The organism is Neobacillus niacini (assembly GCF_030817595.1).
Classification (GTDB): Bacteria; Bacillota; Bacilli; order Bacillales; family Cytobacillaceae; genus Neobacillus; species Neobacillus niacini_G.
Window position 1 is genome coordinate 5,774,986 of record NZ_JAUSZN010000001.1, and the last position, 13,615, is coordinate 5,788,600.

General features: G+C 38.7%; 14 protein-coding genes and 1 other annotated feature. Of the genes, 13 read left to right on the forward strand and 1 reads right to left on the reverse strand.

Features of this window, described 5'->3' with window-relative positions; genetic code table 11:
- Nucleotides 1–52 precede the first annotated feature (52 nt).
- Nucleotides 53–694, forward strand: a complete 642-nt coding sequence (ytaF, locus tag QFZ31_RS27395; protein ID WP_307309235.1) for a sporulation membrane protein YtaF — start codon at nucleotides 53–55, stop codon at nucleotides 692–694.
- A gap of 25 nt (nucleotides 695–719) precedes the next feature.
- Nucleotides 720–1,328 carry a dephospho-CoA kinase gene (gene coaE, locus QFZ31_RS27400; protein WP_307309238.1) on the forward strand — a complete coding sequence of 203 codons (609 nt, stop codon included), beginning with the start codon at nucleotides 720–722 and terminating at the stop codon, nucleotides 1,326–1,328.
- A gap of 871 nt (nucleotides 1,329–2,199) precedes the next feature.
- Here coaE and QFZ31_RS27405 read toward each other — a convergent pair.
- A complete protein-coding gene (locus tag QFZ31_RS27405) occupies nucleotides 2,200–3,120 on the reverse strand; it encodes a nuclease-related domain-containing protein (protein WP_307309240.1) in 921 nt (306 codons plus the stop codon).
- 206 nt (nucleotides 3,121–3,326) lie between these two features.
- Between QFZ31_RS27405 and QFZ31_RS27410 the strand changes: the two genes are divergently transcribed.
- From QFZ31_RS27410 to rplT, 11 genes are all read left to right on the forward strand, one after another.
- Nucleotides 3,327–4,358: a glyceraldehyde-3-phosphate dehydrogenase gene (locus tag QFZ31_RS27410; RefSeq protein WP_307309243.1), complete on the forward strand. Its 1,032-nt coding sequence runs from the start codon at nucleotides 3,327–3,329 to the stop codon at nucleotides 4,356–4,358.
- 321 nt (nucleotides 4,359–4,679) lie between these two features.
- The gene (gene speD, locus QFZ31_RS27415; RefSeq protein WP_307311818.1) at nucleotides 4,680–5,054 is read left to right on the forward strand and encodes an adenosylmethionine decarboxylase; all 375 of its coding nucleotides are present in this window, start codon (nucleotides 4,680–4,682) and stop codon (nucleotides 5,052–5,054) included.
- Between the two features lie 104 nt (nucleotides 5,055–5,158).
- A complete protein-coding gene (locus QFZ31_RS27420) occupies nucleotides 5,159–5,557 on the forward strand; it encodes a hypothetical protein (RefSeq protein WP_307309246.1) in 399 nt (132 codons plus the stop codon).
- 85 nt (nucleotides 5,558–5,642) lie between these two features.
- Nucleotides 5,643–6,104 (forward strand): transcriptional regulator NrdR, encoded by a 462-nt coding sequence (nrdR, locus tag QFZ31_RS27425; protein ID WP_179601879.1) that lies wholly within the window; start codon nucleotides 5,643–5,645, stop codon nucleotides 6,102–6,104.
- A gap of 52 nt (nucleotides 6,105–6,156) precedes the next feature.
- Nucleotides 6,157–7,545 (forward strand): replication initiation and membrane attachment family protein, encoded by a 1,389-nt coding sequence (locus QFZ31_RS27430; RefSeq protein ID WP_307309249.1) that lies wholly within the window; start codon nucleotides 6,157–6,159, stop codon nucleotides 7,543–7,545.
- A 12-nt stretch (nucleotides 7,546–7,557) separates the two neighbouring features.
- On the forward strand, nucleotides 7,558–8,487 hold the full coding sequence (dnaI, locus tag QFZ31_RS27435; RefSeq protein ID WP_307309251.1) for a primosomal protein DnaI: 930 nt from the start codon (nucleotides 7,558–7,560) through the stop codon (nucleotides 8,485–8,487).
- A gap of 148 nt (nucleotides 8,488–8,635) precedes the next feature.
- Nucleotides 8,636–9,508, forward strand: coding sequence for a putative sporulation protein YtxC (gene ytxC, locus QFZ31_RS27440; RefSeq protein WP_307309252.1), 873 nt, complete (start codon nucleotides 8,636–8,638; stop codon nucleotides 9,506–9,508).
- A 632-nt stretch (nucleotides 9,509–10,140) separates the two neighbouring features.
- Nucleotides 10,141–12,078 (forward strand): threonine--tRNA ligase, encoded by a 1,938-nt coding sequence (gene thrS, locus QFZ31_RS27445; RefSeq protein ID WP_307309255.1) that lies wholly within the window; start codon nucleotides 10,141–10,143, stop codon nucleotides 12,076–12,078.
- 169 nt (nucleotides 12,079–12,247) lie between these two features.
- Nucleotides 12,248–12,380 (forward strand) — a sequence feature (ribosomal protein L20 leader region).
- A 112-nt stretch (nucleotides 12,381–12,492) separates the two neighbouring features.
- Nucleotides 12,493–12,996 (forward strand): translation initiation factor IF-3, encoded by a 504-nt coding sequence (gene infC / locus QFZ31_RS27450; RefSeq protein ID WP_034676878.1) that lies wholly within the window; start codon nucleotides 12,493–12,495, stop codon nucleotides 12,994–12,996.
- Nucleotides 12,997–13,013: 17 nt separating this feature from the next.
- Complete coding sequence (gene rpmI / locus QFZ31_RS27455) at nucleotides 13,014–13,214, forward strand: 50S ribosomal protein L35 (protein ID WP_034676880.1); 201 nt, start codon at nucleotides 13,014–13,016, stop codon at nucleotides 13,212–13,214.
- A 33-nt stretch (nucleotides 13,215–13,247) separates the two neighbouring features.
- The gene (rplT, locus tag QFZ31_RS27460; RefSeq protein WP_307309258.1) at nucleotides 13,248–13,607 is read left to right on the forward strand and encodes a 50S ribosomal protein L20; all 360 of its coding nucleotides are present in this window, start codon (nucleotides 13,248–13,250) and stop codon (nucleotides 13,605–13,607) included.
- Nucleotides 13,608–13,615: the final 8 nt, after the last annotated feature.

A 13,615-nucleotide genomic window follows, 5' to 3' on the forward strand; every position in this document is an offset into this window, starting at 1 on the left:
AGGCTCCTCCCATATACTATCGTAGTGATTGACGGAAGGAGCTCTAGACATCATGTTTCAATTGTTCTCACTTCTCCTGCTGGCTTTTGCTCTCAGTCTTGATAGCTTTAGCGTAGGGTTTACGTATGGACTAAGAAAAATGGTACTGCCGCTTAAATCAGTGCTCATCATTGCAACCTGTTCTGCCAGTTCTTTAATGATTGCGGTGTCAATCGGGCATGGACTAGAAAAAATTCTATCTCCTAGTATCACGGCAAGCCTTGGGGGAATTATATTAATCGCTCTTGGCGCCTGGGTATTATATCAATTTTTCAGGCCAGAAAAAGAAAAGGACTCAGAACTGCTCGAACATGAGAAGCTGATCATAAATTTTGAAATACGCTCCTTAGGTATTGCCATAAATATCTTAAGGAAACCAATGTCAGCCGACTTTGACCGTTCGGGTACGATCACTGGAATTGAGGCATTCATGCTCGGCTTTGCCTTATCCATTGACGCGTTTGGTGCTGGGATCGGTGCTGCAATGCTAGGATTCTCTCCTATTTATCTAGCCGCCAGTGTTGCTGTAATGAGTTCTTTATTTCTTGTATTAGGAATAAAAAGCGGGGCTTTTTTTCATAAATTTAACATGGTCCAAAAGCTTACCTTTATACCAGGGATTTTATTAATCATCATTGGAATTTTGAAATTATGACCGTTCATGTGGAAAGGAACAGAGTATGTCACTAGTAATCGGACTAACAGGCGGAATAGCCAGTGGAAAAAGTACAGTCTCCAATATATTAAAAGAAATGAATATCACTATTATAGATGCAGACGTAGAAGCCCGCCTAGCCGTTGAAAAAGGGGAACCTGCTTATCAAAAAATTGTTGCTGAATTTGGTAATAATATTTTACTAACTAACGAGGAAATTGATAGGGTGAAACTCGGTTCCATCATTTTTCATAACGTTGAAAAACGACAGCTCCTAAATAGCATTGTTCATCCTGAGGTAAGAAAAAGGATGAATAATCAAGTCGAAGCAGCCAAGGAACGCGAGGAACAAGTCATTATCCTTGATATTCCACTGCTGTTTGAAAGTAAACTAACGCATATGGTCGAAAAGACCATCCTTGTGTATGTTGATCGAGACATCCAGTTAAAAAGACTGATGGAAAGAAATGATTTATCATTGGAGGAAGCAGAGGCCAGAATAAAATCCCAAATGCCTCTTTCAGAAAAAGTAGCCCTTGCCGACGCCGTCATTAATAATAACGGCTCCATCGCCGAAACCAAAAAACAGGTAATTGAGGTTTTAAATGGCTGGGGAATAACAAGACTTATTTGAGAAGGGGCGATCCCCTTCTTTTTTGGTTTGTTCATGAAGCCCAAACTTGAAAAGTGGTACTAATGAAAGGTGCATGAAGCCCAAAATCAGAGGCTGAAGGTGAAAGTGGTACTCATGAAAGGCTCATGAAGCCCAAACTTGAAGAAGTGGTACTCATGAAAGGTTCATGAAGCCCAAAATCAGAGGCTGAAGGTGAAAGTGGTACTCATGGAAGGCTCATGAAGCCCAAACTTGAAAAAGTGGTACTCATGAAAGGTGCATGAAGCCCAAAATCAGAGGCTGAAGGTGAAAGTGGAACTCATGAAAGGCTCATGAAGCCCAAACTTGAAAAAGTGGAACTCATGAAAGGTTCATGAAGCCCAAAATGAGAGGCTGAAGGTGAAAGTGGTACTCATAGAAGGCTCATGAAGCCCAAACTTGAAAAAGTGATACTCATGAAAGGTTCATGAAGCCCAAACTTGAAAAAGTGGTACTCATGAAAGGTTCATGAAGCCCAAAATCAGAGGCTGAAGGTGAAAGTGGTACTCATGGAAGGCTCATGAAGCCCAAACTTGAAAAAGTGATACTCATGAAAGGTTCATGAAGCCCAAAATCATAGGCTGAAGGTGAAAGTGGTACTCATGGAAGGCTCATGAAGCCCAAACTTGAAAAAGTGGAACTCATGAAAGGTTCATGAAGCCCCAAAATCGGAGGCTGAAGGTGAAAGAGGTACTCATAGAAGGCTCATGAAGCCCAAAATCAAAGGCAGAAGGTGAAAGAGGTACTCATGGAAGGCTCATGAAGCCCAAAATCAAGCGTGAAATGCAAAAAGGGTCCTCATGAAGTTGTTCACAAGGCCCCATAATTTAAAAGCGACTGAATTAACCTATTGCTAAATAGGATTTTTACTGTCATCTACAAAATATGAATACTTACCATGCCCCTTAAGTATAAAATGTTTTAATAATATTTTCCTAATCTTCTTTTTTGGTGTAACCACCTTACACCATTCAAAAACAAGATTAGTGGTGATCTTTATATCAGGAAACAGTTTCAATAATTCCTCCACATGTCGTAATACGGCTGCTTCCATACGCTCCTCGCAACCACAATCCTTACAAGCTATTTTCGTTCTAGAGACAGAGACATCAAACGAGTGGCAGGAGCCACAGGTAATCCCTTTTTCCACTGTGTCATAATCATATTTTGGCAATCGTACATAAGGGTTTTCGGTTTTATGCAAAGAAACTAACAGGTCTGCGAGTTTATGGTGCACATCACTTAATTTAGAGGGCATTTTATATAGCTTTTTAATAAAAGAATTAACTTGTGTTGGTAAGATAATCTGCGGATTTGGTGATGGTTGAAACAAGGTAAACTGGGGGTTATTGAATACCAGAAAGGCATCGATGGGATAATTATATCTATATTTTTGAAGTAATTGCCGAAGTTCGGAATGACATCTATTTAACTGTAGCATAGGATCCTTCTTTTCACTTCCAGCTATTGTTTTAAACAGGCCATCTTCATAACAATATTCTCCTTCATAATATTTGATATCAATTAGATAAATTCGTCCATAAAAGATAATCAAAGTGTCAATTTGGAAAACTGTTTCACCGAATTCGAGTAACAATTCATTAATAACCAAAGTATCTAAGTCACGTATTAAGCAATCAAACTCCAATTCTCCTGCATAACCCTTCTCTTTGTTAGAAAGTTGCAGCTTTTCTTTTTCCGTTAATTTCGTTCTATAATTCAAAATTCTCAACTTAACCAATTCTGCAGGTATAGGTCGTTCTTTTTTAAACATGATCCACTTCCTTTCTTAACTCTGATTCTATCTAACTTTTTAACCAAATAACATGGATGTTTTGTTAAATGTGTTAACAAGTTACCTGAATTGTAAAACATTTTTAAAATTCCGCACTTTATATATTACATATTAAACTAAATATGTTATACTAATTACATCAAAACAAGTTAATAAGTATAACATATTAAGAAAGGGGCCGTGAAATGAAGGCGAGAATTGCAATAAACGGTTTTGGGAGAATTGGAAGGATGGTTTTTAGAAAAGCGATCCTTGAAAATACGCTTGATATTATTGCTATTAATGCAAGTTATCCTGCAGAAACATTAGCACATTTAATAAAATATGATACGGTTCATGGACAGTTTCAAGGGGATATCATTGCGCTCGATGAAGAGCTAATTGTAAACGGCAAACGAGTGAAATTATTAAATAATCGGAATCCTGAGCAGCTTCCATGGAAAGAGTTAAATATTGATATGGTAATTGAAGCGACTGGTAAATTTAACTCACGAGACAAAGCAAGTCTTCACTTAGATGCAGGAGCAAAGAAGGTTATTATTACTGCACCCGGCAAGAACGAGGATATCACGATTGTTATGGGTGTAAATGAAGACAAACTAGACATCACTCAACATGATGTTATTTCCAATGCGTCTTGTACAACAAACTGTTTGGCGCCTGTGGCAAAAGTGCTGGATGAAAAGTTTGGAATTGAAAATGGTTTAATGACAACGATTCACTCGTACACAAATGATCAACGAAACATTGACAACCCACATAAAGATTTGCGAAGAGCTAGAGCATGTGGACAATCTATCATCCCGACCACAACTGGAGCTGCTAAAGCGTTAGCGCTGGTACTGCCACAGTTAAAAGGGAAGTTGCATGGAATGTCACTTCGTGTACCTACACCAAATGTTTCACTCGTGGACTTAGTAGTTGATTTGAAACAAGATGTCACAATTGATGATGTCAATCAAGCCTTTTTGGAAGCAAAAAATGGTCCATTAAAGGGTATCATCGACTTTACGATGGAACCGCTTGTATCCGTTGATTTCAATACCAATCCGTACTCAGCAATTATTGATGGATTATCAACCATGGTAATGGGGAACAGAAAAGTAAAAGTGCTTGCTTGGTATGATAATGAATGGGGCTATTCTTCCCGCGTTGTCGACCTAACCTTATATGTCGCACATCTATTAGCCAATTCAAATCAAGTAAAAGTTGGATAAATCTTGAAAAACACTGTCGATTGACAGTGTTTTTTTGTAGCTCTTAAAACCACTCGTACATAATATAGTTTGTAATTTGATTTTTGTCTTGAGGAGATAAGCTCTCTAAACACAGACACTGTAAAATTTTAGTATGATAGGTTGCAAAAGAAATATAAACTTAGTATACTAGTCATCGTGAACTTCTTGAAATTGGTAGCGATTAATTACTTAAAGGGTTAGGACCTCTCTGGACTAACTTTCCCCCGTGGTAATTACACGATACTGGAATTAAACGATTTCAAGAATGAAGCAAAAATGTTTAAAGGGGGAAAAATGAATATGGAAACAATGGGACGTCACGTGATCTCTGAATTATGGGGATGCGACATCGAAAAATTGAATGATATGAATTTTATTGAACAAACTTTTGTCGAGGCAGCTCTTAAATCAGGTGCAGAAATCCGCGAAGTAGCATTTCATAAGTTTGCACCCCATGGCGTAAGCGGTGTGGTCATTATTTCTGAATCCCACTTAACGATTCACAGCTTCCCTGAGCATGGATACGCTAGCATTGATGTATATACTTGTGGCGATTTAAATCCAAATATAGCAGCTGATTATATTGCTCAAACCTTAAATGCGCAAACACGTGAAAATATTGAAATTCCACGTGGTATGGGTCCTGTTCAACTAAAACAGGCAAAAGCTCTATAATTTTAAATAAAAATGCGACGAGGGGTGTATTTATAGTACACCTCTTTTTATTTTTTTCGTAAAGTATTGTAAAATTAGATAAAAGACTATTATTGGAGGCGCACATGTCTATACTTGGAAATTTATTTATTCGTTTCAGAAAGCAAGTTGAAACCTCAGATCATCAAAAAGATAGTTCCTTATCTACCCGTTATTATAAAGCCACTTTCAACCAGCTTTTTCAATCCGTTGAAGAATTATTTCGCCAGGATGCAGATTGCCGAATTGTTACAGTTTCAAAAGACCATGGTGAGATAGCTGTTGAGATTAATAAACCGATTCCTTGTTTTCTAATCGTTACGGTAGTTTCTGTAAGAGGAATGGAAACAGCAGTGGACTTTAGTATTTCTTCGGAAAAATTTTCACCCATCGGATTGTACCCGGTTTTAAGAAAAAGGCTCGTTTCCTATTACGAGAAAATCGACAAATTACATACTCTAGTTAGAGTCGGAAAAAGCTCATAATACTTCTTGTGTTACCGTTTTCTTTCTAATAAGATAAAGAATGGATAGTAATATTTATGAATGGATTGATTTGGGAGTTGATCAAATGAAGTGCCCTTCATGTCAAAATTATGGTACACGTGTGCTTGATTCCCGGCCGGTAGATGAGGGTCGTGCAACTCGAAGAAGACGTGAGTGTGAAGAATGTGGTTATCGTTTTACGACATTCGAGAAGATTGAAGAAATTCCACTCATTGTCGTAAAAAAGGAAGGTACGAGGGAAGAATTCAGCCGGGATAAAATCCTTAGAGGCTTAATTAAAGCTTGTGAAAAACGCCCTGTCGCGTTAAAAGAATTAGAGGATATTACCCAAGGGGTAGAAAAGGAATTACGCAATCAAGGAATTTCAGAAATTAAAAGTGAATTGATTGGTGAAATGGTAATGGACAGGCTTGCACATGTTGATGAGGTGGCATATGTGCGCTTTGCTTCTGTTTACCGTCAATTTAAGGATATAAATGTTTTTATTCAAGAATTAAAAGAACTGATTAACAAGGAGAAATCCTAGGGAGCTAAAGAACGTCTTTGGCTCTTTATTACTTTTTTAAAGGGTGAATGATATGGCGCAGCATTGGCAGGAATTGATTCCAATTGACCGTTATCTTGTTACGTCAAATGGATTGCTGCATGAATACGACCGCAAAGTGCTGACATTTTTGTATCAGCCCTTAATCGGCTCCACTTGTTTAAGTTTATATATGACTCTCTGGGCAGAGCTTGAAGAAAATAAATTATGGTCTGAATCCTCCACTCATCATTTGTTAATGAATTTGTTAAGTGTCAACTTAAAGGATATCTACGAGGCTAGGTTGAGTTTAGAGGGGATTGGTCTGTTAAAAACATACGTAAAAAGTGATGAAACTGGACGCTCATTTATATATGAACTTTATCCACCATTGAATCCAGAGCAATTTTTTCTAGATGGAATGTTAAATATTTATTTATATCGTAAAATCGGGAAAAATCACTTTGCGCGGTTAAAACGCTTTTTTAGCATAGCTAAAAAGCCTTTTGATGAAGATTATTTAGAGGTAACCAGAGCTTTTCAGGATGTGTTTGCATCGGCAACTCCAGGCAGTCTTCAGTATATGCAAGAGCATGCAGAAGATTTGGGCGCAGAATCCAATCAAGAATTTATTGGCCGTCAGGACCAAAAACCAATTCAAATTGATACCAATACGTTTGATTTTGAACTGTTAATGGCGGGGCTAAATGAATCACTGGTCCCTTCGAAAGCACTGACCAAAAAGGTAAAAGAGGTTATCAGTAACCTTGCCTTTCTTTATGGAATCAGCCCAATTGAAATGAAAAACTTTATTTTAGGGGCAATCAATGAAAAGGATGAAATTGATATCGAGGACCTCAGAAAAGGTGCACGTGACTGGTATCAATTCGAAAATTATGATCAACTTCCGAGTCTTATCAATAGAACACAGCCAGCGGTCCACCAGGTCCAAGTAACGGAACCGAAAACGCAGGAAGAAAAATTAATTCGTTACTATGAAACCACACCTCCCATCGTTATTTTTAAAGAACTTTCAGGTGGAGTGGAGCCTTCTGCTGCCAATTTAAAAATACTAGAGGAAATCATGATTAAATATAAACTTCCTCCTGGTGTTGTAAATGTGTTAATCGAGGTTGTTCTTAGAAAAACAGATATGAAATTTACCAAGGGATTTGTTGAATCAATTGCAAGTCATTGGGCTCGGCTTAAAATAAAGACTGTAAAAGAAGCAATGGAAGCAGCTAGGAAAGAAGAGCGTGGCTTTCAAGAAAGCAAAAAGACTGGAAAATCAACGAAACAAAAACCAATTCGTACAGAAGTTTTACCTGATTGGTTTGATGACAGCGGAAAAGCAAGTGTTAAGGCAGAAACGAAAGACCAGAACACAGAGCTTGAAGCAAAAAAGCGTGCGATTGAAGAAAAGCTAAAAGCATTTCGCAAATAGGTGGTGAGAGAAATGGAAAGGATTAATCGAACAATTAAGCGGTTAGCCTCAAATGAGAATTTTTTAAAACGCTATGAAGAGCAGCGAAGGCAAGTGTTAAGTCATCCTGATATTCATGCATTCCTGACAGAACATGAAAATGAGCTCAATCAGAATACGATTGAAAAAAGCATGAGCAAACTTTATGAATACACGCAGCAAAGTAAAGAATGCAATCGCTGCGAGAGTCTGGATGGCTGTATCAATTTCATGAAAGGGTATCACCCTGATTTAGTACTCGTACGAAACTCTATTGATGTAGTTTATAAGCGATGCCCAAGAAAAGTGATGGCCGATGAGCAAAAGAAAAATCAAAAGCTTATTAAAAGTTTATATGTACCTCGAGATATATTGGAAGCTACCTTTGAGGAGTTCGAAGGTGACTTGGGCCGTCTGGACGCTGGAGACCGTGCCGCTACGTTTTTAATGAATTATGAGGCGGGGTTAAAGCCGAAGGGATTGTATCTATATGGGAAATTTGGAGTGGGTAAATCCTATTTATTAGGAGCCATAGCCAACGAGCTGGCTAAAAAGCAAATTCCAACGATGATTGTTTATGTTCCAGAGCTGCTGCGCGAAATGAAAAGTGCAATTGGTGATTCTACATTAAATGAAAAAATTGAAGCATTGAAAAAGGAACCCATTTTAATGCTCGATGATATTGGTGCAGAAGCAGTTTCCAGCTGGACACGGGATGAAGTATTAGGTCCGATTCTGCAGTTTAGGATGCTTGAAAAGCTTCCAACCTTCTTTACTTCTAATTTTGACTTCCAAGGGCTTGAGCACCATTTAACCTACAGTCAACGTGGTGAAGAGGAAAAGATGAAAGCACGGAGAATCATGGAAAGAATTCGTAGTTTAAGTGATCCTGTTCTTGTTGATGGACCCAATCGCCGTGATTAAATGATAAATGCAAGAGGATTACCAATACATTTTCGGTAATCCTTATTTTTTTTCACAATATTGCTCCATTCATGATGTATGAACTTCTATTTTGGTCAATCCCCCCATATAAATGTAAAACAGAGTATGGGACAAAGGGGGGATTTGGTTGGCAGAAATCATCTTCCGAAGCAAGATGGATGCGAAGAGATGTTATGATCACTTGCTGAAGTGCTTACGGTATCATCCAAATAATGAAGATATTCTTCTTTTAGAAGATCGACATATAGTAAAAATTTCGGAAAGCATTGTAAGGTTTGGAGAGGTCAAAGAAGCATTCTATGAATTTATAATAAAAATTAAACGCGATGACTGGTTTAGAGCTATTTTACAAGAGCAGTATTTCTTTGAGGATTCAGAAGAGCAGGAGCATATTATCGAGATTATATATTCTGTTCTTGAAGGTCAGCGTGAGGACCTGGCTGTTTTCATTAAGGAAAATGCGGAAGAACCCAAAATTAGAGAAGCAGTGGAGGAAATCTTTCAGGACCATGTTTCCTTTTCATTCGACTCCTTTTTTAAATTTCGATTGCGCCCTTATTTGAAATTGCTAGAGAGTTACGTAGAAATATCAATTGATGAATATAAAATGGAACAAGAATATCAAATGTTTATTCAAACTTTAAGGGATTTTTTAGCGAGCCGTGATTCTAAAATGGAAACACTGCACCTTTTGTTTGATGAGGAAATCACATTCTTTGATGAGCAGTTTGTAGAAATAAAAAGGGGCGAGCTGATGAAAATGATTGACCGGAAGCTTTTATTTAATCATCCGGTTTATGTAGATTCTGCTTCGATTGCACCTTTATTATCCATTGCACCAAAGAACATCCACCTCTATACAAAGAATCCTGAGGAACCGCTTGTCAGGACCATTAAAAACATTTTTGAAGAAAGAGTATTGATAAAGTCATACAAAGGTTTGCGTCATACAAAAGAATGGATTCAGCAGAATAACTCCGCAAAAGAAAACGGTGCTTGAAAAATATTGAAAAAATTGTATGCTTGGTGTATTGATTTTTAAAATTAGAATCATTATAATACAGTACATAGTCAGAAATGCTGAAGCGCCTTGTCCAGCCCCGACAAGCATAAGACAAGCGCTGACAGAAGGCGCTTTTTGCCTTCCGAAGCGATTGGCTTATGTCTCGAGGGGCTAGGCGCTGAAGCTAGACATCAATATATCAAGCAAAAGTAATGATAAGGACAACAGTATTTATTCACGGTTACCAGAGAGGGAGGACTCAGGCTGAAAGCCTCCTAGCACGGATTGAATGCTTACCACCTTTAAACTTCAGCGGTGAACGCTTCTTTGAAGTGAGTAATCGTCTGACGGGAAACAGCCCGTTACCCTGTCCTAAAGTCATTTTTAAGGTTATTTTTTAAAAATGAAAAATTGGGTGGAACCACGTGTTTATTAAACTCGTCCCTTTTCCAGGGACGGGTTTTTTTATTTTTAAAAAAATTCGAGAATTGTCTAGCTGCAGCGCCTGGGGGCTCGGGGTCATAAGCCAATCCGTCAAGAAGGTCAAAGGGCGACCTTCTCGCCGGCTCGTCTTATGCCTGTCGCCCCTGGGCAAGGCGCTTCCGCTTTTCTCACAAGGAGGAGTTACCATGTCAGACGTTGTTAAGATTTCGTTTCCAGATGGAGCAGTAAAGGAGTTCCCTCGTGGAACAACAACAGAAGATATTGCTGCTTCCATCAGCCCGGGACTGAAGAAAAAAGCAATCGCTGGGAAATGGAACGGTCAATTATTTGATCTTCGCCGTCCAATCGTAGAAGACGGTTCAATAGAAATTGTTGTACCAGAATCAAAAGAAGCTTTGGAAATTTTGCGTCATAGTACAGCTCACTTAATGGCTCAAGCGATTAAAAGATTGTATGGCAAAGAAGTAAATCTTGGTGTAGGTCCAGTAATCGAAGGTGGATTCTATTATGACATCGACCTAGAAGAATCAATTACGCCAGAGGACCTTCCTAGAATTGAAAAAGAAATGGCAAAAATCGTTAATGAAAATATTGAGATTGTTCGTAAGGAAGTCAGCCGTGCCGAAGCGGTGCAGTTCTTCAAAGCTGAAGGTGACCCTTACAAGCTTGAACTAATTGAAGCGATTCCTGATGATGAGCAAGTTACAATCTATGAGCAGGGTGACTTTGCTGACCTTTGCCGTGGTGTTCATGTTCCTTCAACTGGAAAAATTAAAGAGTTTAAATTGTTGAGCATTGCTGGAGCTTACTGGCGCGGTGACAGCAAAAACAAAATGCTACAGCGTATTTACGGCACTGCTTTCTTCAAGAAAGAGGATTTGAAAGAACACCTTCGCTTACTTGAAGAAGCGAAAGAACGTGACCATCGAAAAATTGGAAAAGAGTTAAACCTATTTACAAGCTCTCAATTAGTTGGACAAGGGCTGCCATTATGGCTTCCAAAAGGTGCAACAATCCGCCGAGTGGTTGAAAGATATATCGTGGATAAAGAGCAGCGTCTTGGCTATGACCATGTTTATACTCCAATCATGGGAAGCGTCGATTTATACAAAACTTCCGGTCATTGGGATCATTACCAGGAAGATATGTTCCCGGTAATGGACATGGATAATGAGCAATTGGTTCTTCGTCCAATGAACTGCCCGCACCATATGATGGTGTACAAAAATGCGATCCACAGCTATCGTGAACTTCCAATCCGGATTGCTGAGCTTGGAACAATGCACCGTTATGAAATGTCTGGTGCATTATCAGGACTACAGCGTGTTCGTGGAATGACTTTAAATGATGCTCATATATTTGTGCGACCAGACCAAATCAAAGATGAATTTAAGCGGGTTGTCAATCTTGTGTTAGAAGTATACAAAGATTTCAACATTAATGATTATTCCTTCCGTTTATCCTACCGTGATCCACAAGATACTGAAAAGTATTTCGATGATGATGCAATGTGGGAAAAAGCGCAAAGTATGCTGAAGGAAGCAATGGATGACCTTGGTCTTGATTATTATGAAGCAGAAGGAGAAGCAGCTTTCTACGGTCCTAAACTGGATGTTCAAGTGAAAACAGCTTTAGGAAAAGAAGAAACACTTTCTACAGTACAATTGGATTTCTTGCTTCCTGAACGTTTTGATCTAAATTATGTTGGGGAAGATGGCAAGCAGCACCGCCCAGTGGTTATCCACCGTGGAGTCGTTTCAACAATGGAACGCTTTATCGCATTCCTAATTGAAGAGTACAAAGGGGCATTCCCAACTTGGCTGGCACCAGTACAGGTCCAAGTCATTCCAGTTTCACCTGATGTACATTTTGATTTTGCGAAGCAGGTACAGGAGCAGCTTCAAAACCAAGGCTTCCGCGTTGAATTAGACGCGCGTAATGAAAAAATCGGCTACAAAATCCGTGAAGCCCAAATGCAAAAAATCCCATATATGCTCGTTGTCGGCGACAAAGAAGTAGAAGAAAATGCCGTAAACGTCCGCAAATACGGCGAACAAAAATCAGAAACAAAGCCATTTGACCAGTTCCTTGAGTTGTTACTGGCAGAGGTTAAAAGAGGATAATAAATGATCAAAGGGAGGTTTTCTCCCTTTGTTTTTTTGAAAAGAAAAAATTTCTATTGAATAATTTTTCGTTTCTTGGTAGAATAAATTTCGTTGTCATAGGAAATGCATGTTTGACATTACGTCTTTGTTTATGTTATAGTAACTAAGGAAAATTGAATACTAGTTTTGGGAAAAGAAGAAGCACCCGCTTCTCACCTGATTGACGCACTTGGCAGTTGGCAGGTTTTACGTGAACTATTTAGTTTATTTACTTTTGTTTCGTAAAGTGTGGGTGTATTCATCCGCACTTTTTTATTTGTGTAAAACAAAGAATCTAAAGTTGTTCATTACTTGCCGATGCAACAAACGTCAGATCTTGACCCAATGTTGTATTCGTGAAAACCTTGGAGGTGGCTAATTATTAGCAAAGACATGTTGTTAAATGAGGGTATTCGCGCTCGCGAAGTTCGTCTAATTGACCAAAACGGCGAACAATTAGGTATTAAAACCAAATTTGAAGCGTTGGAGATTGCCGGACGAGTAAATCTTGATTTGGTACTAGTTGCACCAAATGCGAAACCTCCGGTAGCCCGAATTATGGACTATGGCAAATTCAAATTCGAGAATCAGAAGAAAGAAAAAGAAGCTCGAAAGAATCAAAAGATTATCGTTACAAAAGAAGTTCGTCTCAGCCCAACAATTGATGAGCATGACTTTAATACAAAACTTCGCAATGCGATTAAGTTTTTGGAAAAAGGCGACAAGGTAAAAGCTTCTATCCGCTTCAAGGGCCGGGCGATTACCCATAAAGAAATCGGTCAACGTGTATTAGACCGTTTTGCTACAGAGTGCAAGGAAGTGGCAACAATCGAATCTCATCCAAAAATGGATGGACGAAGCATGTTCCTAGTTCTAGCACCTAAAACTGAAAAGTAATAAGGAGGACTATCCCAATGCCAAAAATGAAAACTCACCGTGGCGCTGCAAAGCGTTTCAAGAAGACTGGTTCTGGTAAACTGAAGCGTTCACACGCTTATACTAGCCACTTATTTGCAAACAAATCTACAAAGGCTAAGCGTAAGCTTCGCAAAGCGTCTCTTGTTTCTAAGGGCGATTTCAAACGTATCCGTTTCTTATTAACAAATCTTAAGTAATCTCGATCGATTGATATATAGGAGGGAAATTCAATGCCACGTGTAAAAGGCGGTACTGTAACGCGTAAGCGTCGTAAAAAAGTTATTAAATTAGCAAAAGGTTATTATGGTTCAAAACATACATTATATAAAGTAGCTAACCAACAGGTTATGAAATCTTTAATGTATGCATTCCGCGATCGTCGCCAGAAGAAGCGCGACTTCCGCAAACTTTGGATTACTCGTATCAACGCAGCAGCTCGTATGAACGGTCTTTCTTACAGCCGTTTAATGCATGGCTTAAAGCTTGCTGGTATCGAAGTAAACCGCAAAATGCTTGCTGAATTAGCAGTAAGCGATGCAGCAGCATTCACTGAATTAGCAAATGTTGCAAAACAACAACAAGCGAAATAATTTTACGA

What these genes read in the sequence shown, in the direction of transcription:
- ytaF (WP_307309235.1), top strand. Translation starts at nt 53, where the DNA reads ATGTTTCAATTGTTCTCACTTCTCCTGCTGGCTTTTGCTCTCAGTCTT.
- coaE (WP_307309238.1), top strand. Translation starts at nt 720, where the DNA reads ATGTCACTAGTAATCGGACTAACAGGCGGAATAGCCAGTGGAAAAAGT.
- QFZ31_RS27405 (WP_307309240.1), bottom strand. Translation starts at nt 3,120, where the DNA reads ATGTTTAAAAAAGAACGACCTATACCTGCAGAATTGGTTAAGTTGAGA.
- QFZ31_RS27410 (WP_307309243.1), top strand. Translation starts at nt 3,327, where the DNA reads ATGAAGGCGAGAATTGCAATAAACGGTTTTGGGAGAATTGGAAGGATG.
- speD (WP_307311818.1), top strand. Translation starts at nt 4,680, where the DNA reads ATGGAAACAATGGGACGTCACGTGATCTCTGAATTATGGGGATGCGAC.
- QFZ31_RS27420 (WP_307309246.1), top strand. Translation starts at nt 5,159, where the DNA reads ATGTCTATACTTGGAAATTTATTTATTCGTTTCAGAAAGCAAGTTGAA.
- nrdR (WP_179601879.1), top strand. Translation starts at nt 5,643, where the DNA reads ATGAAGTGCCCTTCATGTCAAAATTATGGTACACGTGTGCTTGATTCC.
- QFZ31_RS27430 (WP_307309249.1), top strand. Translation starts at nt 6,157, where the DNA reads ATGGCGCAGCATTGGCAGGAATTGATTCCAATTGACCGTTATCTTGTT.
- dnaI (WP_307309251.1), top strand. Translation starts at nt 7,558, where the DNA reads ATGGAAAGGATTAATCGAACAATTAAGCGGTTAGCCTCAAATGAGAAT.
- thrS (WP_307309255.1), top strand. Translation starts at nt 10,141, where the DNA reads ATGTCAGACGTTGTTAAGATTTCGTTTCCAGATGGAGCAGTAAAGGAG.
- infC (WP_034676878.1), top strand. Translation starts at nt 12,493, where the DNA reads ATGTTGTTAAATGAGGGTATTCGCGCTCGCGAAGTTCGTCTAATTGAC.
- rpmI (WP_034676880.1), top strand. Translation starts at nt 13,014, where the DNA reads ATGCCAAAAATGAAAACTCACCGTGGCGCTGCAAAGCGTTTCAAGAAG.
- rplT (WP_307309258.1), top strand. Translation starts at nt 13,248, where the DNA reads ATGCCACGTGTAAAAGGCGGTACTGTAACGCGTAAGCGTCGTAAAAAA.